This window comes from Pseudomonas sp. OST1909 (assembly GCF_015277575.1).
In the GTDB taxonomy this organism is placed as follows: Bacteria; Pseudomonadota; Gammaproteobacteria; order Pseudomonadales; family Pseudomonadaceae; genus Aquipseudomonas; species Aquipseudomonas synxantha_A.
Genome location: NZ_CP063780.1, coordinates 1,518,858 through 1,542,351 on the forward strand (window position 1 = coordinate 1,518,858; position 23,494 = coordinate 1,542,351).

Sequence of the window (23,494 nt, forward strand, 5' to 3'; positions counted from 1 at the left end):
GGGGGTGAGATAGCAACATATTGCATGAGATTTCCGGGCATGGCGCAGATGGCCTCCGGCGCTGTAGAGCGGTTGAATGCCGCGTCCTGAGGCAGACGCGGCATTTTTCGGTGCTTACACGTTGACCACTGCTACGGTGTTGTTGCCGAAGTTGCAGACGAACAAGTACCTGCCATCCTCGCTGCACGCGAGGCCCGTGGGTTGATTGAAGCCAGGGATACTGCCCACCAGTTCCTCGGTCGTGGTGTCGATGATTCGGACGGTGTTGCTGGCGAACTCCGTCACGTAGGCCAGCGGTTTGACTGGGTGGAAGGCTACGCCCCGTGGGGTGGCAAGCCCAGTGAGGGATTTAACGAAAGTAAGGCCGTTGTTATAGGTGTTATAGATATCTACTTTTGATAAGTTAGGCACGCATACAAACAGCCGTTCGAGGGAGGCGAACAGTGGGGAGTGTGCTAGAGCACTTGCGATTCCGTTATTAGCGACCGAGTGGGTGCGAACTCTGCTATTGATATCAACACGCTGTGTGCTCTCGCTAACTGAATAAAATGCTGTGCCTTGAGGGTTAGTTATTATCGCTCTGGAGCCGGCTTGGACTGTGTTGGCGGCATTACCCTCGTAGCGCTCTGTTACGGCGTTCCAATAGTAAATATGAGTGCCGGCTGGAGTCCCTACAAAGAGTCGTGTTCCGCCTGGATTTAGGCATATTGCACGGGTATTGCTGCCTAGCCAGTTGGGATAGCGGAAAGTGAAATTACTAATGTTGAGAATTGGGGTGGATTGAGACGTTGGAGCTCCCTCTACCGAAAAATACAAGTTCGAATTCGAAGGATGCAACGCCAATCCATTAATAATAGAACCCACCGTATTTACCGTCCGCGCCGAATTGTTCTCCAGATCAATCACCGAAATCGACGGCGTACGCCCATTCCCCACACACACCTGTTTACCGTCCCGGCTGACCACGATATAAGTCGGCCCATTCCCCACGTCGATCTCCCGGACAATCCCCCCCGCCGCCCTGCGTACGCGGTATATGCCCACGTTAAAGCGCTGGGCTGTTTCCTCGCAATTGTACCCATCCATCGATACCCAGCCTTCTACGCGGACATCGGTGTCATCGGCGAAGTCTTCAAAATACTCGGTCGGTATCCGATCAAGCGTACGCCCGGCACTCACTTCTGCCGGTGTTACATCAATCGCGCGCCGCAGCGCCAGGTCGGTCGTGCTGTAGAGGTTGATCCCTACCGCGCGGCCGGCGCGGAAAAACGGCCAGGCCCTGATTTGTACCGAATTGGCTTTGTCAGGGTCGATCACCCCGTTCACCGCCTCCGGTACGCTCAGCAGGTTAAGCGTTTGCGCAGGGAAACGTTGCACCTGAACGGTAAGCCGAGGCGATTCAGTCGTGTCGTTGTCGCGCAGCACTTCGAAGTACACCTCGAAGGATTCGCCTGGGTACGCAGCGATAAAGTCACTGAGCCAGGCAAACGTGATGTAGTCATGACCCGCATCGGGAACACCACGTTTAGGCGGAATCTGCGGCGTGCCCACACCGGCTTTTCCCTCTATTTTCAGGGTGACCCAGTCATTGCGATCCATGGGGTAAGTGACCCTGAATGTAGTTGTGCGAGCAAACGGGGTCCATACGCGCAGGGGATCGAGGCTGACCCTGCAAGACGACACTGGGTCTGCTTCCACCAGGGTCGGGCATTCGGTCAGTTGCAACCCCACACCGACTTTGACGATCAGCGGCAGGGACCTACGCACGCTGACCGAGGGCGGAGTACGTACTTCCCAACGCAGCGTCACGGTTCCGTGTCTATTGTTCAGCAGTAGGGTGCGCGGGATGTAGAAGGGAAGGGTGTCGCCATACCAAGTGCCATCAACTTTGAGCCACGAGGTGGGAACCGAGTCGTTCGTCTTGCTTCCTTCGGCAAGTATCCTTACCTCATCGTTCAGAGCGATGCTCGAATGCCACTCGACGTTCGCTCTGAGATTGCCTTTGGTTACCAACTCATCAAACCGATGTTCAGGCGGTGGCGCGTCCGGTGACACGGGAGCGGGCAGGGGGAGAGCGATGTCACCGACCGGTACGGTAACCGCTTGCGAGGGGTTCTCGGCGTCTCGATTGACCACGTATTTTGCAGTGAACGCCGATCCCTCCAACGGCTTGAACACCAGTTGGTATCTGAACGAGAACCAAATGTAGTCCGGGTCATCTTCGGTTACGCGTAGGACGTCTGACGCATACACGTCGTCGCCGGAAGGTGTTTTACCGGTAATGGACAATTCGATCCTGTCATCTTTGATCAGCCTGCCGCGGGGCACTTTAATCCATACAGGGTCGATATTGGGCAGCGTGCCGTTGACCAGGCCTTCGACGATGGGCGCTGGGTATCGGTTGTCGACGGGTGTACCTCGAACCTTGTAAATAACGGTTTCGGACGGGACATTCTCTGGCTCTCCGGGGCGCACGCGTTCGTGGTAGGCAATCAGTGAAACGCCTACCAGTTGTTTGACAAAGGCCAGTGGCAGCCGGATGTCAACGCGCAGCAAATCCGGGCGCAGCACCGGATAAGTTTCAATGTGTTTGAGTGCTCCCGCCGAGGTCAACCCAAAGTAGGTGACGTGTAACTCATCGTTGATCTGCCAGCCGTCACCGTTCAGGCGGACCTTATAGTTCAGGTCGCGCGCGTGAGCATCGGCGTCGATGTAATACTCGTTATTGTCTGCATCGTACTCGTGTTCATGAACTTCCCCGGCGCTCAGGCTGGTGCCCGCGTACGTTCTGTTCTGTATGGTCCTTGGGATCGAAAAGCCGAAAGACTGGTTACCCACCCGGTCTCTCACATACCAGAGGGCGATATTCGCGCCCTTGGTCATCTCCATCCACTTGCCGTGTTCGATCGTCATGATGACCGGCTCGTTGCTGGCTGCCTCCGCGTTGGTCACTTGATGAGTACTGACCACCCCCCCAATGTTCACGTGGATGACGTCGCCCTCTTTGCGGTGATAAACCTGATCTACCGCCTGATTCACCGGGTATTTGGCGATGCGGATCTTGACGCCGTTGGTGATGTGTCCACTGTTTACGATGCCTGTGCTTTCGATGATGGGGTCTACGAATTCAATCCGCGCCAGGTTTTCGTTGGTCAACTCAGTACTGCCATCGGGGTCCAGGCCACCGGGCGCTTTGCTGTCCACCAAGATGCTGAATTCTCTGGTAGTGCCGCTGTTCACGCCTTTGACTACGCCTTGAAGTTTGTTTTGTGCCTGGTCGACAAACTTGAAACGATCTATCGTCAGGGTCACGGACCTGCCAACCCTGACGTCTTCCTCTGTGACGTTGTAATGAGCCGCTTCGATATCGTTAACATTAATGGATGCACGGTCGTCATAGGCCATATTGATCCAGGGTCTGAAGGTGCAGTTGACGCCCGAGGGGTTGACTATCAGCGCTGCGTTGTTGAGGCCTCCATCGGTACCCGGTATTGGGGTGATGTTCGCGATATTCAGCACCAAGTCGGAGAACGGAACTTTTTCCTCTTCTTCCTCTTCGAGCAACGTTGGGTTTGCAGGGTCTCCCGAAAGTCCTCCAGCAGGCTTGTCGCTTGAATCTGCAGAACGGGGGGCGCTGGGCACGTGTAACAGATGGTCTGGATCGTAAGACATGGCGGGCACCTGATTGTGATTGAGTCAGAAGTGCGACTCGCAGCCTGTGCTTGATCGAGCCGTAACTCATTCAATCCGACCCTTTTCACTTCGCCTAGCTGTGAGAAATGACAGTGCCGACCGACGGTACAGTGGGTTTTGCAGTGATGACGAAGACTTTTATGTCAAAAATATGGCGCGCCGGCCCCTGTTTTTACGGGTTTTACTTATCTCTAGTCCCAGCTAATCTGCGTGAATTGAATATTCGCTCTAAATGAATGTTTTTTTGACGGCGGATCAGGTCGCCAGGGACAGGTATGAGAACAGGATGGAGTCACGCGCAGCGGCGGGTGATACCCGAAGGCACGGCCATGCACTGGCTGCACACCTTTCAAACCCGGATTGCCGGAGTACTGGCGCTGTTGTTGCTGGTGGTGGTGGCGGCCACATATTTCGCCGTCAAGGCCGCTACTACCCGCGCCGTGGAGAACCAGGCCCAGGTGCAGTTGGACACTGGGCGGCAGGTGTTCGAGCGCTTGTTGGACCTGCGCGGCCGCCGCCTGCAATATGGGTTGGACTGGCTCACCATCGATGGCCCGTTCAAGCAGGCCGTGGCCGGTGGCGCAACGGTGCCGATCCTGGAGGCCCTGGGGCGCCACGGTACGGGGGTCAATTCCAGCGAAGTGTTCGTGTTGGGCCTGGATGACAGGGTCATGGTCAGTACCTTGCCGGCGATGAAGCAAGGGGAGGCGTTCCCTTATGCCAATGCATTGCGCAGCGCGCGCCGCAGCGGCCAGCAAATGTTGATCGTCGCCATGGCTGGGCGCCCCTACTTGCTGGTGCAGAAGGAAGTCCTTGAACCTGCGCCCATCGCCCGAGTGATCATGGGCTTTCCCATGGATACGCAATTTGCCCATGAGTTGCGCTCCATGAGCAACCTTGAGGTGTCGTTCCTCAGTGTGCAAGGCGGCCATGTCGGCCAGCTCTTCACTACCCAGCCGGGCAGTGTGCGCCCGAGCGTCATCGACCTGCTGCTGGGCACGTTGATCGATCCGCAGGCGCGGGTCCATGGGTTCCATGGCCAGCGCGTGCTCAGCCAGGTGTTGCCCTTGGCCAATAGCGGCGAAGGCGATGAAGTGCGCGTGCTGCTGCAAAGCCCGCTGGACCACGCCCTGGAATCCTTCGCACCGCTGGACCGGCAGTTTCTGGTGATTGCCGTGGCGGTGCTGTTGGTCTCGCTGGGGGCGGCGTTGTTTCTTGCGCGGCGTGTATCACGCCCGCTCAATGCATTGGTGCGGGCCGCTGAGCGGATCGGCGCCGGTGACTACCACACGCCGGTGCGGGTGCGCAGCCACGATGAGTTCGGCCTCTTGGCCCGCGCTTTCAATGCCATGCAAAGCGGCATCGCCGTGCGCGAACGACAGTTGGCCCATAACGCCTTGCATGATGCGCTCACCGGCCTGCCTAATCGTGCCCTGGCCATGGAGCGTCTGGGCAGTGCGATCAGTGCGCGGCGGCCGGTGGTGTTGCTGTACCTGGGGATTGAAAACTATCGGGTCATCAACGAAGGCTTCGGCCCCCAGGGTGTGGAAGAAATGTTGTGCGAAGCCAGCCGCTGCCTGTCCATGAGCCTGCTGGCCAGCGACACCGCCGCGCGCATTGCCGGCAGTGAGTTTCTGCTGTTGCTGGAAAACACCGAAATCGACTCCGCCGTCGCCCGTGCCGACCGCGTGTACGGGCTGCTGACCGAACCCCAGCGCATCGGTAACGATGAAGTGCGTCATGAAGTGAGCATCGGCATTGCCGCGTATCCCGCAGACGGTCAGCAGGTCGAGGAACTGATCAACCGCGCCGCCATCGCTCGGCATGACGCGGCCACCATGCCGGGGCATTTGCAGATCTACCAGCCTGATCGCGACCTCGCTCACCAACGCCAGATTACCTTGATCCGCGATCTGCGCCGGGCGGTGGTCGAAGGCGAGTTGTTCCTGTGCTATCAGCCCAAGCTCGACCTCAAGCACGGCCATGTGGGCCAGGCGGAAGCCTTGCTGCGTTGGCAACACCCGACCCTTGGGCAAGTGTCGCCCACAGAATTCATTCCCCTGGCCGAACGCACCGGCAGCATGGGGCCCCTGACCTTATGGGTGATTGAGGAGGCCATCCGCCAGATTGCCGAATGGGCGCTGCGTGGCCTGGTGATTCAACTGTCGGTGAATATCTCGGTGAACGACCTGGTCGATGACGACTTGGCCATTCGCGTCACTGCGCTATTGATCCACTACGAGGTGAGCGCCGAGCATTTGCTTTTCGAAATCACCGAAAGCGCCATCATGCACAATCCAAAGCAAGCCCTCAGCGTGCTTGAACAACTGCGCGGCTGCGGCATCAGCCTGTCGGTGGACGACTTCGGTACCGGTTACTCATCACTGGCGCAGTTGCAGCGCCTGCCGGTACAGGAGTTGAAGATCGACCAGTCGTTCATACGCAACCTCGACAGCACCAGCGGCGACGGCGTGATCGTGCGCTCCACCATCGAGATGAGCCACAACCTGGGCCTCAAGGTAGTGGCCGAGGGGGTGGAGTTCGAGCACAGCCTCACCCTGCTCAAGCACTGGCAGTGCGACACGGCCCAGGGCTACCTGATCAGCCGGCCACTGAATGCCATGGCGTTCGAGCGCTGGATGCGCCGTGCGCGGGTGTCGACCTAAGAATGCGTTTGCTCGACCAGGCTTTGCAGCCGCGTCCATAACCGTTCGACATGCTGGCGCTCGGTGCCCAATGCTCCGATGGACACCCGCACCATCCAGCGCTCTTCGAGGAGGGCCGGGGTGACATAGGCATGACCGGACTGGTTGAGCTTTTCTGCCCAGGCCCGCGTGTGCTGATCCAGCGCCTCGCCGTTCAGCCCTGGCGGTTCATGACGAATACACAGGGTTTGCAGGGCTGGCGCGGCCACCAGTTTCCATTGCGCGCTGCTTTCGATCTGTTCAGCCAGCCAGCGTGCATTGGCCAGGTCGCGCCTCAGCCGTGCCTGCAAGCCGCTGACGCCTTGTTCGCGTATCAGAAACCACAGCTTCAGGGCGCGGAAGCGGCTGCCCAGTGAAATCCGCCAGTCGCGGTAGTTTCTGACCTGGCCGTCGGCACTGGACTGCAAGTAGCTCGGGTTGGTGGTCATGATGCGAATCAAATGCTCGGGGTCGCGCACGAAGTACACCGAGCAATCGAAGGCCGCGCCCAGCCATTTGTGCGGGTTGAGCACCAGGGAGTCGGCTTTTTCGATGCCCTGCCACAGTGCCCGGCATTCCGGCAGGATCATCGCAGCGCCGGCCATGGCCGAGTCCACATGCAGCCACACACCGTGGCGTTGGGTCAGGTCGCCAATCGCATCCAGAGGGTCGATCGCCATGGCGGCTGTGGTCCCGGTGGTAGCAATTACTACGCAGGGGCGATTGCCGGCGGCCAGGTCCTGTTCGATGGCGTGCGCCAATGCCTGGGGCGACATTGCATTGTGTTGGTCGGTGGCGATGGTGCGGATATGGTTCTGGCCGAATCCGGCCAGGATCGCCGCCTTGTTGACCGAGCTATGGGCGTGGGCTGAGGTGTAGACGATCAGGGGCGCGCCGCTGTTTTGCAGGCCGTCATGCATCAGCGCGTAATCGGAGCTGCGCTCCCTGGCGCTGATGAGGGCCACCAGGGTGGAGGTGGACGCGGAGTCCTGGATCACGCCGCTCCAGGCGCTGCTCAGGCCGAGCATGTCGCGCAGCCAATCGGTGGTCACTTCTTCGATTTCGGTGAGGGCCGGACTGGATTGCCAGGACAAGCCCACCACACCCAGGCCAGTGCTCAGGCAATCGCCCAGCACCGAAGACAGCTCCACGTTGGAAGGGAAGAAGCCGAAAAAACTCGGATGCTGCCAATGCAGCAGCCCGGGCATGATCAGCTTTTCGACATCGCCCATGATCTGTTCGAACGGTTCGGCGCTGTCAGGCGGGCTCGCTGGCAGGGCGGCCTTGATTTCGCCAGGCACCGTGGTGGGCTGCACGCCGCGTTGCTCGATGTTTTCTCGATAGTCTGCGATCAGGTCGATCATGGCGTAGCCATGGCGACGGAATTCTTCGGGGGTCATATCAACATGTCCATTTGCAAGCGCGATAAAAGGGTTAGCACCAGAAGTAAAACGGTTCGCCAGGAACGTAGCCGATAAACGATTGCATGCTGATGCGTGTGCCCGAATCGAATCCGCAAATGGCGTGGGGGCGGCGTGTGTTGATGATCACCAGTTCGTTTTTGCGTGGCTGAATGCGCAACGGCTTTTGCAAGCGCTGCTCGGGCAGTTGGGCGCCTTCGAAATGCTTGACCTCGTCATAGGCAAACGCTGGGGTATCCCAAATGACTAACTCTCCTCCCGAAGGTGGTGTCTGAAGGTAGATATTGGCGCTGAACTGATGTTCCAGATCAGCGATCAAGCGGGGCAGGCAATCCACGTGAGGAACGGTTTCAGAGAGGTGCGCCGTCTCGGGGAACATGGCGCGGATGATCCCGCAGAACATCGGCTGGCCCTGGAATGCAGCGGCTTGTGCGCCTTGCGGCCAAATGCTCTGGAACTGCTCCATCAAGTCTTGAATGGGCGGCTGTTGCGGGGCGCAAATGCGGTCGATCAGGCTGCGCATATGGGCAGCGTCAGCGTAATACTTGCGTTGGGCATCACTGCCCGCAACCTTGCCATAGGTGGAATTGAACGGCGTGCCCCAGCGATGCACGCCATAGAAGTGCTGTACGACGTGCCCGCCCTCGTAGGTTTCGTGGCTGTATTGCTCCAGCGTGGCGGTTTCGCTGATGCTCTGAATCAACCGTGCACTGGTTTTTTCGTTGGCGAAGTCGGGCACTCGAATGGCAAGCACTTGCCCGCTGATCAGCTTTCTTAAACTTGGACTGTCGAGTTGTTCCAGTTCCAGGATTTTTGTCGAGATACACAGGTTTGGTTGTACAGCGCTATGGTCCGTCATAGTGAAAAGCTCCATTTGAATTTCATCCGTGCACCCAGATGTTACGCAGGGCTTGTGCACTAAATTACTGACAACGGGCAGCGGGCAAGTAGGATTTCTCTTTGCGTGGTGGTTATCAGGGACGAAAAAAAGCGGCTACCCATCAGGTAGCCGCCTTCATTGACCGCCGATGCTGCTTAATCCGGCAGTTTGAACGCCATCACATAGTCACCCTGCTTGGTGCCCAGCGAGCCGTGACCGCCAGCCATGACCAGCACGTATTGCTTGCCGTCCTTGCCGGTGTAGGTCATCGGGGTGGTTTGCGCGCCTGCTGGCAGGCGGCCTTCCCACAGTTGCTTGCCGTTCTTCACGTCATAGGCACGCAGGTACTGGTCCAGGGTGCCGCTGAGGAACGCGACGCCACCGGCGGTGGTGAACGTACCGCCCAGGCTAGGCACGCCCATGGTCAGCGGGATCGGGACCGGCGAGCTGTCACGCACGGTGCCGTTCTTGTGCATCCAGATGGTCTGGTGGTTGGTCAGGTCGACCGCTGCCACGTAGCCCCACGCTGGCGCCTGGCACGGCAGGCCCATCGGCGACAGCAGTGCTTCAAGGATCACACCGTACGGCGCGCCTTTGTTCGGCTGTACGCCTTCGGTTTCGCTGACGCGTGGGCCTTGCTTGGCGATGTCGGCTGCCGGGATCAGTTTCGATTTGAACGCCATGTAGCTTGGGTTCACGAACGCGATCTGACGCACCGGGTCAACCGAGATGCCGCCCCAGTCGAACACGCCGAAGTTGCCTGGGTACACGATCGAGCCTTGCAGCGATGGCGGGGTGAACGGGCCGTCGTAGCGCATCGACTTGAAGTCGATCCGGCAGATCAGTTGGTCGAACGGCGTCACGCCCCACATGTCACGCTCCTTGAGGGGCGGCGGCATGAAGTTCAGGTCGGACTTGGGTTGGGTCGGGGAGGTGCGATCGCCGGCCACTGCGCCTTGCGGTACAGGGATTTCGTTGATCGGAACCACTGGCTGACCGTTGCTGCGATCCAGCACGTAGATGCTGCCTTGCTTGGTCGATGCCATCACCGCTTGCTTGACGCCGTCAGCAGTCTTGATGTCGATCAGCGAAGGCTGGCCGCCCACGTCCATGTCCCACAGGTCATGGTGGGTGAACTGGAAGGTCCACTTCACGTGGCCGGTGTCGATGTCCAGAGCGGTCAGGCCAGCTGCGTATTTCTCGGAATCATCGGTACGGTCGCCGCCGTACTGGTCGGGCATCTGGTTGCCCATCGGCAGGTACAACATGCCGAGTTTTTCATCCACGGCGAACATGGACCACATGTTCGGCGAGTTGCGGGTGTAGGTCTTGCCCTCGGCCAACGGGGTGGTGTCGTCCGGGTTGCCGCTGTCCCAGTTCCACACCAGCTTGCCGGTGTGCACGTCGAACGCGCGGATCACACCGCTAGGCTCGTCGATGGAAACGTTATCGGTCACATGGCCGCCGATCACCACCAGGTTCTTGGTCACGGCCGGTGGCGAAGTGGAGTAGTAGCCGCCTGGGGCGAAGCTGCCGATGTTGGCACGCAGGTCGACCTGGCCTTTGTCACCGAAGTCTTCGCACATCTTGCCGGTGTCGGCGTTCAGGGCGATCAGACGGGTGTCGGCAGTCGGCACGAAGATGCGTTTCGGGCAGGCAGTCGGTGCCGCAGCCGGGCTAGCGCTGCCAGTCGGGCTCTGTTCGGAAGCGTAGGCGGCGTCATCGTGATACGACACGCCACGGCAGGTCATGTGCGCCCAACCCTTGAAGTTCTCGGCGCCCTGGCTGCTGATCTTCGGATCGAAGCGCCAGATTTCCTTGCCGGTGTCCGGGTCCAGCGCGATCACCTGGCTGTGCGGCGTGCACACGTAGAGCATGCCGTTGACTTTCAGCGGGGTGTTTTCCGCGGTGGTTTCACCCGGATCGTTCGGCCCCGGGATATCGCCGGTGCGATAGGTCCACGCTGGCACCAGTTTGTGGGCGTTTTCCGGGGTGATCTGCGCCAGTGGCGAGTAACGGTCACCGAAGGCCGAACGGCCATAGGAGTTCCAGTCGCCATCGGCTTGGGAGGGTGCGGCGCTGGCCATGCCGGGTACCGCGTCGCGGTCCAGTTGGCCGGTCTTGACCATTTCACCTGGGTTGGTGAACTGGCTGGCCAGGGCGGTTGCGCCCGCCAGCACCACGGCCACGCTCAGCGCGCCAGTGCCCAGCGGCGCGGCTTGGCCACGCAGCAATGGCCGGCGAAACCACGGCAGCAGCATGACGATGCCCAGGGCGAACAGCAGGGCCAGGCGCGGCACCAACTGCCACCAGTCCAGGCCCACTTCCCACAGGGCCCACACGGTGCTGGCGAACAACACCAGTGCATACAGGCCCAGCGCAGCGCGGCGGGTAGCCAGCAGCAACACGCCGGTCAGGGCAATGCCGATACCGGCCAGCAGGTAGTACAGCGACCCGCCGAGCATACTCAGCTTGACGCCGCCGGCCAGCAAGGCCAGCCCCATGATCAGCAGCAAGACCCCCAGCAGCCTGGGCAACAGGCGGCTTGGGCTTGAGGCACCATCAGTGCTCATAGTGTGTTTCTCCGTTACGTTGGAATTATGTAACCCCGTGCTTCACTCACTGTAGATGACGATTCGGCTCGGGCTTGGTTCATCGTTATTTTTGGTTTTTTCTGTGGATAACTCGGTTATCCACAAGCGGGCAATAAACCCTCGGCGCTGGTCGATTCAAGACAGCGCTGTCTTTGTGCAGGAAGAGATTCGGCAAATGGGGCGACCGGGAGGTGAAGCGTTTCAGATTGTTGCGAAGGATAATGCGGCGGGGCGTTTTGAGAAAGGGTGAATCGCAAGATGCATCATTTCAGTTTTGGTAACAGTGACAGATAGTCGCTGGCTAATCTAATAATGTGGGAGGGGGCTTGTTCCCTCCCACAAAGGGTTTTCGGTGTTGGTCAGAAGGTGGTGCGGATGCCGAACTGCACACTGCGTCCCGGTGCTGGTGCGATGTCGCGCAGGATCGAGCTGGCGTAGCGCACGGTCTGGTTGGTCAGGTTTTCACCGTTGACGAACGCCAGCCACTGGCTGCCACCGACGTTGAAGCGATAGCCCGCGCTTGCTCCCAAAGTGGTGTAGCCATCGGTGCCGCTCTCGTTATCCGGCACGCGCCCTTGGCCCGCGGCATGTTCCACATCGATACGTGCCTGCCAGCGATCCAGTTCCCACAGCAAGCCGCTGTTCAAACGCAGGGGCGCAATGCGTGGCAAGGCTTCGCCGCTGTCCAGGTTGGTAGCGCGGGTGTAGTCGCCCGACAGTTCCAGCGCGAACTTGCCGTAGGCGCCTTCGCCGAGCTTCCAGTGATCCTGGGCTTCGAAACCGGCGAAACGCGCACGTACGCCGGAGTAGCCGTACTCGGGAATACCGCCAGCATCCTCTTCACCCTCGTCGTTCAACGTGCGGCCAGTGCCGAGCAAGCCGATGTAGTTGGAGAAGCGGCTGTAGAACACGCCAAAGCTGCCCTTATGGGTGCCATTGTCAAAACGCAGGGCCAGGTCGCTGGACACGGCTTTTTCTTTCGACAGGTTGGCGTCGCCCAATTCATAGGTGCCGGTGGCGACGTGGGCACCGTTGGCATACAGCTCGTAGAAGGTCGGGGCGCGCTCGGTGTAGCCCAGCGTCGCGGCCACCGACCAGATGGGCGTAAGCGTGTAGACCGCACCCGACGACAGGCTGCCAGCGGTGAAGTCGCTGGATTTATCCGCAGTGGCAAAGCGCGCATTGCCCTTGCCATCCGGGTCGACGTTGGTGTGCTCAAGGCGCGCACCCAGGCTGAGTTTCAAGCGCTCGGTGGCTTGCATCTCTTCCAGGATAAACAGGGCGCCAGCGTTGGTATCGGTCTGCGGTACGAACGCTTCCTCACCCAGGGCCGAAAATTCATTGCGGGTCACTTGGGCGCCGACCACGCCGTCGAACGGCCCGATGGGCTGGTGACGCGCCTCCACTCGGGCTTCATAGCCTTTGTTCTTGAAGGTGGTGCCGGTTTCGCCGCCTTCGATTTCGCGGTGCTGATACTCGGTGTAGCCCGCGTCGATCTTCACCGAGGTAAACGGGCCCTGCAGGTTGCGGATTTCGGAGGCAAAGGCGTAATGATCCTGCTTCATGCGGATGCGTACATCCTGCTCGGCGGGGGAGCCATAATTGCTGTCGTAGTTGCTGTAGGACAGGCCCGCGTAACCATCATCCCAGGTGTAGGAACCACCCACCGCACCGCCGTCCTGACGCCCGTTGCTGTTACCCAGGCGGCCGTTTTTGCCGGGGCCGTTTTCGCTCTCCGGCGCGTGGCGGCTGCGCGCATAACCAGGGATTTTCAGGTCGTTGAATTCCCGCGCATTGGCGTCCAGGTGCAAGGCGAATGTGCCATTGCCGGCCTCCAGCTTGCCCGCGCTGCTGCGGGTGGTGTCGGCGCCGCCGTAGCGCAGTTCCCCCGCACCGTGGATGCCTTCGATGGCCTCGGTGGGGATGCGGTTGTCGAAGGTGTTGACCACGCCACCGATGGCACTGCCGCCGTACAGCAGTGCTGCGGGGCCGCGCACGATTTCGATACGGTCGACATTGATCGGGTCCAGCGGCACCGCGTGGTCATAGGACAGCGACGACGCATCCAGCGCCCCCACGCCGTTGCGCAGGATGCGAATCCGGTCGCCATCCTGGCCGCGAATGATCGGGCGGCTGGCGCCTGGGCCGAAATACGACGATGACACCCCGGGCTGCTTGTTCAGGGTTTCGCCGAGGCTGCCTTTTTGTTGCAGGGTCAGCTCATCACCTTCCAGCACAGTGGTGGGCGAGGCCAGTTGTTCGCTACCCAGCGGGTTGCCAGTGACGACTTGGGGGGGCAGTTCCAGGGCATAGGCTTGTGAGCTGATCAACAAGGCGGCGGCGAGAGGGGACAAGCGCCAGAGAGAAGGCAGGGACATCGGATATTCCTAGGCAAAACGTCTGATAGATATAGTTACAATATAACATCTCTTTTTTCGTCAGGAAGGGGAACTTTTCCTGGCGGGCTATATTCAATGCGATGCTTCCACCTGCACGCCTCGTCGGCTAAGGTGCGCGGCTGTGTTTCCTCTTTTTGCAAAAGGCCTGGCATGACCGCGACAAGCAACGACCCGCTCCACGGCGTGACCCTGCAACACGTGCTCACCACCCTGGTGGAGCATTACGAATGGAGCGGCTTGGCCGAACGTATTGATATCCGCTGCTTCAAGAGCGACCCGAGCATCAAGTCGAGCCTGACCTTCCTGCGCAAGACGCCTTGGGCGCGGGAAAAAGTCGAAGGGTTGTACGTCAAGCTGATGCGCACCAAACGCCCGCTGGACTGAACCCATGAAGCGTTTTGTCGCGACGGCGGCGCTTGCCGGCTGGGTGGGGTTGACGATCCAGCAGTACCTGATCCTTTATTCACGCTGGTCCATTGAAGCCAGCCTGCTGGGTGGGCTGGTGAGTTTTTTCAGTTTCTTCACCGTGTTGACCAACACCCTGGTGGTGGTGGTGTTGAGCTACGCCTGGGTCAACCGGGAGTCAGCCGGCAAACGGTTTTTCCTGGCGCCTCACATCAGCAGTGGAGTCGCCGTGAGCATTGTGGTGGTAAGCCTGGCCTACAACCTGCTGCTGCGGCATTTGTGGAGCCCTGAAGGCTTTCAATTTATCGCCGATGAATTGCTGCACGACGTGATGCCGTTGCTGTTTCTGATTTATTGGTGGCGCTGTGTGCCCAAGGGTTTTTTGCGCCTCAAGCACATCGGCGCCTGGGTGATTTACCCATTGATGTACTTCGCGTATGTGCTGATGCGTGGGCATTTGCTTGGGCAGTATCAGTACCCGTTCATCGATGTGGACCGCCTCGGTTATCCACAAGTGTTTGTGAATGCCGGGGGGATTCTGGCGGGGTTTGTGGCGATAGCGTTGGTGATGGTGGGGCTGGATAAATTCATCAAGCCCCGGCCCTGACTCACTCTTGCGAGCTACCGTCGGCGCGCCAGTAACCCACGGCCTTGAGGTATTCTTCATTGACTTTGTGGGTGTCCAGCAACACCCGCCGTACCTGGCGCGACAATCTGGTTTCGGTCGCCACGAAGCTGTACAGCGTGCCGTCGGGCAGCGTCAGGTTTTGCACCACCTCAAGCAGGTCATCGTGGCCACGCAGCACCCAGATCACCTCCACATCGGCCGCACTTTGCAGCGTCTGTTGCTCCGCCGCATTGGCGATTTCAATCACTGCAATCACCTTGCGCCCAGCGGGCAACTCCTCCAGACGCCGCGCAATGGCGGGCAGGGCGGTTTCATCGCCGATCAGCAGGTAGCTGTCGAAAATGTCCGGCACGATCATCGAGCCCCGTGGCCCACCGATATACAGGTGCTGCCCGACCTGCGCCTGCTCGGCCCAGGTGGACGCAGGGCCATCGCCATGCAGCACGAAGTCGATATCCAGCTCGCCGATTTCCAGGTCGTAGCGCCGTGGCGTGTAGTCGCGCATGGCCGGTTGCGGGCCGTCGCCCTTGATGGCGAATGTCGGGCTTTCAAGCGCTGCTTGCTCGGCGGCGTTCTGCGGGAACAGCAGCTTGATGTGATCGTCGCTGCCCAGGCTGATAAAGCCCTCCAGCTCAGGCCCACCCAGTGTGATGCGGCGCATGCGCGGGGTGATGTCCACCACCCGCAGAACATCCAGGCGGCGGCGTTTGATTTCGTGGGTCACGCGATGAATGGCTTGTGTGTTCATTGGTCTGTCCCGTCGGCAATGGCTTGAGCGGTGCGATTGAGCAGCGCCGCGACACGAATGATTTCTTCCGGGCTCCAGTGCCCGTTGTGCGAATGCAAGGCGTGGCGCAGGTTGTGCACCGCCTCATGGATCTGGGGTGGGCGGTCGTGGCCACGCAGCGAGCGCTTGCTGACATCCAGGCGCATGCGCACGCCATCCAGGGCAACGGCTTGTTCGCTTAAGAAGAGACGACCGGCGTCGGTGATTGTGTAGCGTTTTTTTCCACCATCGGCGTCGCCGCTGATCAGCTCGCTCTCTTCAAGAAAGGTCAGGGTGGGGTAGATCACGCCGGGACTGGGGCTGTAGGCGCCGTCGAACAGGCTTTCGATGCGGCGGATCAGGTCGTAGCCATGGCAAGGTTGCTCGGCGATCAATGACAACAGTAGCAGCTTCAGGTCGCCGGGGGCGAATACCCGTGGGCCGCGGCCGCCGCGTTTTTCAAATTCGCCGCGATGCTCGTGTTTCATGCGCAAGTCCTCTGAATAGGTTTAGATATAACTTAAGATATATCTTTGTACGGAGGATAGCCCTTGGCGACCAACGGTCAATGGGGTAGCCGCGGGTTTCGGTCATAAATGAAACAAGTCCGATTGGATCTTTTTTATTTATAGAGCTATAACTTTAATTAGAGTCATGACTCGAATTCTTATCTAACCCGTGGTTGTGCAGGCGCTTTTGAGTTAGTGTGGTCTGCGTCTTACAGTAACTTCTTTATCGTGTTTTTAAGTGTGTAGCCTGTTTCCTACGGATACTTTTAAAGTTTTGGCGAAATGCCATCTTTTTCGCTCAACCGCTGTTTACAAGGGCTACGCTAATTTTAGAATGCGCCTGCATACCTGCCTCTAGTTTCGATTGATCATTGTTTGGCATTGCTTGTTCCAACTAATCGGCAATGTAATTCGTTGTTAGGGATCTCCTTCGCAATGAACCAACCAATGTTGTCAACTACAGGTATTGACCATGTTCAAGAAGTTTGCTGTTGCTGTTCCCCTGGCTGTTCTGGCGCTGTCTTCCTCGGTAACCGCTATCGCTGCCGGTGAAGCCAGCCACACCGTCAACCTCAAGGCAAACATCCCGACCACCGTGTTCCACGCCCAGCCGCGTGATCCGAACTGGGGCCGTGACGAGACCATGACCTACAACCTGGTCAGCGGTGAATTGGCGCCCCTGAGCGCCATCTACGACATCAAGAACACCAACGGTTCGGTTGCCGCCTACATCGAAGGTGGCCCGGCGGTGCTGTTCAACGGTGATGCCGCGCAGAACATCCCGCTTACCACCACCCTCAATCGTGTGGCCCTGTCCGGCACCCCGCAGGAAGTGCTCAACGAAGCCGACTCCACTCCAGGTGCGGGTGTTGAACTGAACATCTCCGCTGCCAGGCCTACGGCGACTCAGCGTGGTTCCTACACTGCCGTGATACCGCTGGTATTCGACGCCGTACTGCCAGCCCTGTGATGCCAATGAGTGCCTGTTAATCACGGGCATTCACTTGCAGGTCGGCTGATTCCCTTCTCTGTCCGCCGACCTGATTTTTTTATCTCTTGGCATTCAGGGTATCCGTTCATGTTTCCGATGACGCCTATCGCGGCTGCGCTTGCGCTGTTGATGTGTACGAGTGCGCTGGCTGCACCCGCTGCCTCCGGCGCTGCAACCCCTGGCAGCTTGATTACCCAGGCCCAAGGCCTGCCCGCAGGTTTCAGTGATCACTTTTTCGACGTGCCGTTGGCGGTGCGTGTGGACCTTGACCAGCAACCGCTGGGCGAGGCTCTGATTGTGCTGTCGCGGGATGATCGCGTGACCTTGCTCGAATTCACCGACACCGGCGACAGCAAAGTACCGGCCGCTACCCGTGATACCTGGCAAGCCCTGTTGGAAAAAGGCGTGGCCCTGGGCGCCTGCACCCAGGCCTGCCCGGAAAAAATGATCTCGGCGTTCTACAACCTGGAAAACTCCCAGTTGGCGATCCTGACCCAGGACGTCGAACGCAGCGACGACATTCCGCGTTTCTATGACCAGCCCGAAGGCGGCAGCCTGGGGCTGATCATTAACAACCAGCTCAACCTCAACGGCAGCCAGGAAGACAGCCTGGGCGGTCGCTATGGCTTGCAAGCCAGTTCCAGCGTGGGTAACTGGAGCCAGGTATTCAACCTGCAACTGGCGCGTCAGAGTGGCGACAACGAACCCATGCGCCACGCGATTCACGAGCTGTACACCCAGCGCGAACTCGAAGGGCAATTTTTCCGCCTGGGTCACTTCACCCCCAATTCCGACGGCCTGACCCGTCAATTGCGCAGCTTCGGCGCCAGCCCCGATACGGCGTTGGGTCTGATGTACGGCAGCTCCGACAGCCTGGCCATCAACAATTCCAAGCCCAGCGTGTATCCGATCTACGTTACCGCCAACCGCCAGGCGGCGGTGGAGATCTACCGCAACGGCTTGCTGATCAATACCCAGGCGGTCGCGGCAGGCCTGCAAACCCTCGATACACGGCCACTGCCCGGCGGCATCTATGAAGTGGAAGTGCGCCTGGTGGAAGACGGCCTCACCACCAGCACCACCCAGGAGCTGGTGTACAAGCCCAGCAACTGGCGCAACGCCGAAGACCGCTGGCGCTACAACCTGTTCGCCGGGCGCGAGACCAAACTCTTCAGCAACTGGGATGAGCAAGCCTCGGGCGCGATGACGGCCGGTGCGTCGCTCAACTATCTGGTACACCCGCGCGTGATCCTTGGCCTGTCGGCCCGCCAGGTGCGCGAGCAACTCCAGTACGGCGGTTCGATGGACTGGACGGTGGCCAACAACACCAGCGTCTATGCCAACCTGTACCAGACTCAGGACCACGGCACCGGCATGGACCTGCAAGGGCTCTACACCTTCGGCGCGACCAACCTGGTGTTCAGCCACAACCGCAGCTGGCTCGACACCCGCGACACCTACGAAACCCTACCCGACGGCACACGTCTGCGGCGTAATACCTTTGTCGGCGAGGCCAGCAACACCGCGTTGTCGGTCAACCACCGGCTCGACGCGAAAAACACCCTGAACATGCGCCTGTCCCACAGTGAGGGCAATATCGAGGGCGCGGGGTTGGACCTGGGCTGGAGCCGCCACGACAACCTGTTCGGCAGCGATGCCAACTGGCGCTTCTCGGTGTTCGATCGGCCCGGTAGCGCTGGCACCAACGATGCGCGCAATCGCGGTGTGGACGTGAGTGTCAGCATGAACCTGGGCCGCGATGGCCGGCAGATTTCCGGCAGCATCGGCACCCGTACCGCCCGTGATGGCGGGCGCGACAATAACGCTTCGGTGACCCTGCGCCAGGACCTCACCGACCACGTGCTGCAAAGCATCTCGGCGACCGCGATCACCGATACCTACGGCGTCGGCCTATCAGGCATGACCAGCTTCAGTACGGACGTGGTCAGCGGTGACGGCTTTATCCAGCGCAGCTCCTTCAATGGTGATTTGAGCGGTGGCCTGAACCTCAACAGCACCTTTGTTGCCGGTGCCGGGAAAATGCTCCTGAGCAGCCAGTACCAGGGCAACGGTGCCGGGATGATCATCGACGTGGAAACCGACCTCGACGACATCGCCCTGCGCGCCGACGACCTCGGCGGTGGCGGCGCCATCTTGCGTCCGGGGCGCAATTACGTACCGGTCTCGGCCTACAAGAGCAGCAGTGTGAGCTTCGACTTTGAAGGCAATCATCCGCCCGCCGCCAATATCCAGCCGACCCGCGCCAGCTATCACCTGAACAAAGGCGGCGTGGACTACCGGAAAATCACCGTGATGAAAACCGTCACCGTGCTCGGCCGCTTGTTGGATGAACGCGGTGCACCGCTCAAGGGCCATCACGTGATCAACCATGCCAGCCGTGGGGTCAGCGAAGTGGACGGGTTCTTCTCGATGGAAATGAGTTCCAGCGCACCCACCTTGCAAGTGCGCTACCAAAACCAGTTGCTTTGCCAGTTTCGCTTGGACCCCAGCAATGCGCCGAACGAAAACGACGTGTTAATGATTGGCGACTTGCGTTGCACCCCGGATACGTTGGCCGAGGTCGGTCGTGCGTCCGAGGCGGCCGGATGAACTTCCTAACCAGAACGATGTGTGTTCAGAGGCATGAGTTGACCAGGATGAGCAATCCAATCAAGAACCTGACTTGGCGAGCAGTGTCAGTGGCCGCAGCATTGTGTGCGTTTACGCCGTTGTCCTTGGCTGCCACGCAAGACATTACCGCTGAGTTCCGCCCTGACCCCGGTAACCCGATGGTAAACAAGTTCACCAACACCACTCCACAAAGCGGGGTATGCCCAGGGCATATGCCGGCAAGGTGCGAGGCGTTGGGGATTTTCAGTATTCGAACCTGGGATATCAACTTTGTCGCCAGCGGTCCGATAGAGGCCAACCATGCAAACCCGCGTCAAGGTTTGATGTTCAAGGTCCCCTCCGAGTGGCGAAGTTTTGAGGTGGTTTCATCCAAGGGCGACCGAAAAACAGTGGAAATGCGTATTTCCGGGGTTGGCAGCCGCTTCAATACGACTAATCCGCCGGGCGTTCAGGCCTGGAGTTCGTTACCCGCCAACTGGACGCAAGCACCGGCTCCGTGCCAGTACACCGGCATGTGGGCAGCTGCCCCCACGTTAAGGCTGTGGTTCTGGCTCGTACCGGAAGGCGCCGGTGCTTGTAATCTGGTGACGCCGTTTGATGTGCCCACCTCCAGTTTCAGCATGCTTGAGTACACGTACGAATTGCGTACGCCTAATCCTTTGGATATGGAAGCGGGGGATTACAGAGGGTCGATTACTTACCGTGTCGGGCCGTATCAGGATTTCGATTTTGGTGACTTGTACCTTCCAAACGATGATGTGTTGACCTTCAACTTCGATCTTCGGGTAGAGCACAACCTTAAGGTGGACCTGCCACCGGGGGGCAACCGCGTGGAGCTATTGCCCGAGGGCGGCTGGCAGGCTTGGCTCAACCGCGGGCGCCAACCATCGCGCCTGTTCCGCGACCAGACCTTCGTCATTTCCGCCAGTACCCGCTTCAAGATGCAACTCGAATGCGGCCTGACCATCGGCAACACCTGCGGCCTGCGCAATAGCGCGGGGGACGAAGTGCCGCTGCAGGTCGGTGTGACCTTGCCTTTTGGCTTGCAAGACCAGTACGGCCAGGCCGTGAGCAAGTTGCCTTTGCGTCTTGACGGCACTGGCACCGAGCTGTTCCAGCCTGGCCATTACGTCAATAACCGTCCCGCAAGCCTGCACTTTGCCGTGGAGCGAGACGACGTGAAAGAGATGCTCAAGCAACCCGGCAGCACCTACACCGGCGTGGTCACGGTGATCTGGGATTCAGAAGTCTGAGTGGGCATTGGCCGCATATCAGCCGTTGGCTGGGTTCAATCTATAAGGCGTAATCAAACATGAAACATGCAGTGTTAGCGGTGGGGCTGTTCCTGATGTCGTTGGGCGTTTATGCGGGGCCGGCGATCAACGTTGGGGTGGTCTATGACTATCTGGACGGCGACCGTAGCTCTTACCTCAAGCGGGTCTACAACGGCGGCACCAGTACCGCATTTATCAAAGTCAATGTGCTGGAGATCGTCTACAACGCCGACGGCACGTCCCGGGAAGTGCCCGTCGCATCGATGACCGACGCCAAAGGCAGCACCACCAATCGCGACGGCCTGATGGCCAGCCCGGCGCGCCTGATCGTACCGGCCGGTGGGCGTCAGGGCACACGGTTGCTGTACATGGGCGAACGCGACACCGAGCGTTACTTTCGTGTGCGCTTCATCCCGGTGGTACCGGAAAAGGAAGATGACTTTGCCGTGACCGATCAAGAGCGTGCCGAGTACAAAGACGCGCTGGCGGCCGGGGTCAATGTCATGGCGGGCTACGGCACGGTGTTTTTCGTCAGGCCCAAGGACACCCGTTTCGATACGCAAATCAGCGAGACCAGCAGCCAGTACACCCTGCGTAATGCGGGCAACAGCGTGGTGGTGCTCGATGAGTTCCGCGATTGTTCGGTGGCGAAAAAGACCGACTGTGAGGCCACCACCAAGCACCACATCCTGCCCGGTCGCCAGTTGGTGCTCGAGAAAAAGCCGGAGCGCCAGTTCAACTTCCAGATGATCGAAGGCCGCAACAAAAAACCGATGTCGATCAGCAGTAACGGGTGATGACTATGTTCAAGCAACTAACGGTACTGGCGGTACTGATGGCGCCTGTGCTGATGGGCGAACGGGCGCTGGCGTTCCAGGAGCGCCACACGTTTGATGTGTCGGTGACCATCCCGATCCATGAGGCTTATGTGCTGCCCTCCGAGCCCGACTGGATGGGGCATGACCAAGTGCTGGCCTGGGACCTGGCGACTGCCCGGCTGGGACGCCTGCGCAAGAACTTCGACGTGAAGAACATCAATGGCGGGGTGGCCGCGCGCCTGGGTGATACGCCTTACCTGTTGAGTGGCCGCAACCGTATCGAACTGCAGGTGTTGTTCAACCGGGTGCCGCTGACGCTGGATTCGACCCTGGTCCTCAGCGCCGACGAGGCACGTGCCGGCCGCCGTGCCGAGCTGGAAATTGCCGCCATCGAACCGGCGGACGGTTACAAGGGCGGCGAGTATTACGACACGGTGCACCTGTTGTTTGATTTTCCGGCGCCTTGACCGCGTGGCGCTCAAAATTGGTTTACGAGTATGAATATGACGTTGCTGTGTGTGATCAGAAAGCTGCTGGCACCTTGTGGGATAGCGTTGGTACTGGGCAGCATGAGCCTGCCCGCGCAAGCCGTGGTTCAAGACGTCACGGCAATGTTCCGTCCAGACCCGACCAACCCCATGAGCAACAAATTCAAGAACACCACACCCCACAGTGGTGTATGCGCCTGGCATGTACCCGCCAGGTGCGAGGCGTTGAACACGTTCAGTATCCGGCACGAGGGCTTCTCGGCCAATTTGGTCGAGCCCATTCGGGCCTATCATGAAGATCCGCGCAAGGGGGCTTACTTCAAAGTTCCATCTTCCTGGCGCGATGTTCAGGTGACCCACATGGAGACAGGTGAAACTGAAACCGTGCAAATGCGCATCGCGGGTATTGGTACGCGTTGGGACGTACCAGGTGTCAGTGCCTGGGCCACCACTGATAAAGGCTGGAGCTACTATTGGCATAACGGAGCACCTCCATGCCAGGGCGTTAACTACCTGGCGGCGTCAACTACGTTCGCATTGTTCTTCTGGATCGTACCGGAAGGTGCGGGGGCCTGTTCGGTAACTCCAGGGCTGGATATCCCGCGGATGAGTTATCGTCACCTTGAGTATGGTTATGAACTCAGAACTCCCAATCCGCTGGGCATGAGTGCGGGTGAATATCGGGGCACGCTGTCATACAGCATAGGACCAGGGCTCGATTTTGATTTCGGCGATGTAATGGTGGTCGACGACAATATCGTCACCTTCAACTTCATCTTGCAGGTAGAGCATATCCTCACCGTGACCCTCCCGCCCGGCGGCAACCGCGTCGAACTATTGCCCGAAGGCGGCTGGCAGGCCTGGCTCAACCGTGGGCGCCAGCCGTCGCGTCTGTTCCGTGACCAGACCTTCAGTATCTTCGCCAGCGGGCGCTTCAAGATGAACCTCGAATGTGGTCTGGCAATTGGCAATACCTGCGGCTTGCGCAATGGCGCGGGGGATGAAGTGCCGTTGCAGGTGGGGGTCAGCTTGCCGTTTGGTTTGAACGACCAGCATGGCCAGGCGGTGAACAAACTGCCCCTGCGCCTGGACGGCTCGGGCAGCGAACTGTTCCAGGCCCAGCACTACGTAAACAATCGTCCTGGCACCCTGCACTTTGAGATCGAGCGAGACGATGTGAAAGACATGCTTAACCATCCAGGCAGCACTTATACAGGCGTTGTGACCGTCGTCTGGGATTCGGAGGTTTAGGCCTTGCGTCTGGATGAAGTTAAACATCCAGGCCAAGCCCCGGCGAAGTTGCAGTCGCAGCT

Annotated in this window: 16 protein-coding genes; 9 read left to right on the top strand and 7 right to left on the bottom strand. The window is 59.4% G+C overall.

Annotation, left to right across the window (positions count from 1 at the left end; translation table 11 throughout):
- Positions 1–114 precede the first annotated feature (114 nt).
- Complete coding sequence (locus IH404_RS06700) at positions 115–3,672, bottom strand: YncE family protein (RefSeq protein ID WP_194440174.1); 3,558 nt, start codon at positions 3,670–3,672, stop codon at positions 115–117.
- 350 nt (positions 3,673–4,022) lie between these two features.
- On the opposite strand from IH404_RS06700, the gene IH404_RS06705 reads away from it, so the two are divergent.
- Complete coding sequence (locus IH404_RS06705) at positions 4,023–6,359, top strand: GGDEF domain-containing phosphodiesterase (protein WP_194440656.1); 2,337 nt, start codon at positions 4,023–4,025, stop codon at positions 6,357–6,359.
- Here the strand turns inward: IH404_RS06705 and IH404_RS06710 are convergent.
- The 4 genes from IH404_RS06710 to IH404_RS06725 form a co-directional block, all read right to left on the bottom strand.
- Positions 6,356–7,777, bottom strand: coding sequence for a pyridoxal-dependent decarboxylase (locus tag IH404_RS06710; protein WP_005785172.1), 1,422 nt, complete (start codon positions 7,775–7,777; stop codon positions 6,356–6,358). The two genes, IH404_RS06705 and IH404_RS06710, sit on opposite strands and share 4 nt — an antisense overlap.
- A gap of 34 nt (positions 7,778–7,811) precedes the next feature.
- Entirely contained in the window at positions 7,812–8,657 is an 846-nt protein-coding gene (locus IH404_RS06715) for a 2OG-Fe(II) oxygenase (protein ID WP_005785174.1), read from the bottom strand.
- Between the two features lie 176 nt (positions 8,658–8,833).
- Positions 8,834–11,251, bottom strand: coding sequence for a glucose/quinate/shikimate family membrane-bound PQQ-dependent dehydrogenase (locus tag IH404_RS06720; protein WP_005785177.1), 2,418 nt, complete (start codon positions 11,249–11,251; stop codon positions 8,834–8,836).
- 380 nt (positions 11,252–11,631) lie between these two features.
- A complete protein-coding gene (locus tag IH404_RS06725; RefSeq protein WP_005785178.1) occupies positions 11,632–13,650 on the bottom strand; it encodes a TonB-dependent receptor in 2,019 nt (672 codons plus the stop codon).
- Positions 13,651–13,821: 171 nt separating this feature from the next.
- Between IH404_RS06725 and IH404_RS06730 the strand changes: the two genes are divergently transcribed.
- Together IH404_RS06730 and IH404_RS06735 are read left to right on the top strand one after the other, a co-directional pair.
- Positions 13,822–14,055 (top strand): VF530 family protein, encoded by a 234-nt coding sequence (locus tag IH404_RS06730; RefSeq protein WP_003188882.1) that lies wholly within the window; start codon positions 13,822–13,824, stop codon positions 14,053–14,055.
- Positions 14,056–14,059: 4 nt separating this feature from the next.
- Entirely contained in the window at positions 14,060–14,683 is a 624-nt protein-coding gene (locus IH404_RS06735) for a Pr6Pr family membrane protein (RefSeq protein ID WP_005785181.1), read from the top strand.
- Position 14,684: 1 nt separating this feature from the next.
- Here IH404_RS06735 and IH404_RS06740 read toward each other — a convergent pair whose 3' ends face one another.
- On the bottom strand, positions 14,685–15,452 hold the full coding sequence (locus IH404_RS06740) for a siderophore-interacting protein (RefSeq protein ID WP_005785183.1): 768 nt from the start codon (positions 15,450–15,452) through the stop codon (positions 14,685–14,687).
- Complete coding sequence (locus tag IH404_RS06745; RefSeq protein WP_005785185.1) at positions 15,449–15,958, bottom strand: PadR family transcriptional regulator; 510 nt, start codon at positions 15,956–15,958, stop codon at positions 15,449–15,451. The genes IH404_RS06740 and IH404_RS06745 overlap by 4 nt, the downstream gene beginning before the upstream one ends.
- Positions 15,959–16,451: 493 nt before the next feature.
- Between IH404_RS06745 and IH404_RS06750 the strand changes: the two genes are divergently transcribed.
- From IH404_RS06750 to IH404_RS06775, 6 genes are all read left to right on the top strand, one after another.
- Positions 16,452–16,949, top strand: coding sequence for a CS1 type fimbrial major subunit (locus IH404_RS06750; protein ID WP_005785186.1), 498 nt, complete (start codon positions 16,452–16,454; stop codon positions 16,947–16,949).
- Positions 16,950–17,057: 108 nt separating this feature from the next.
- A complete protein-coding gene (locus IH404_RS06755) occupies positions 17,058–19,580 on the top strand; it encodes a CS1-pili formation C-terminal domain-containing protein (RefSeq protein WP_194440175.1) in 2,523 nt (840 codons plus the stop codon).
- A gap of 179 nt (positions 19,581–19,759) precedes the next feature.
- Positions 19,760–20,854: a hypothetical protein gene (locus IH404_RS06760; protein WP_194440657.1), complete on the top strand. Its 1,095-nt coding sequence runs from the start codon at positions 19,760–19,762 to the stop codon at positions 20,852–20,854.
- Between the two features lie 59 nt (positions 20,855–20,913).
- Positions 20,914–21,672, top strand: a complete 759-nt coding sequence (locus tag IH404_RS06765; RefSeq protein ID WP_194440176.1) for a molecular chaperone — start codon at positions 20,914–20,916, stop codon at positions 21,670–21,672.
- A 5-nt stretch (positions 21,673–21,677) separates the two neighbouring features.
- Entirely contained in the window at positions 21,678–22,160 is a 483-nt protein-coding gene (locus tag IH404_RS06770; protein ID WP_194440177.1) for a CS1 type fimbrial major subunit, read from the top strand.
- A gap of 36 nt (positions 22,161–22,196) precedes the next feature.
- A complete protein-coding gene (locus IH404_RS06775; RefSeq protein WP_194440658.1) occupies positions 22,197–23,432 on the top strand; it encodes a hypothetical protein in 1,236 nt (411 codons plus the stop codon).
- Positions 23,433–23,494 lie beyond the last annotated feature (62 nt).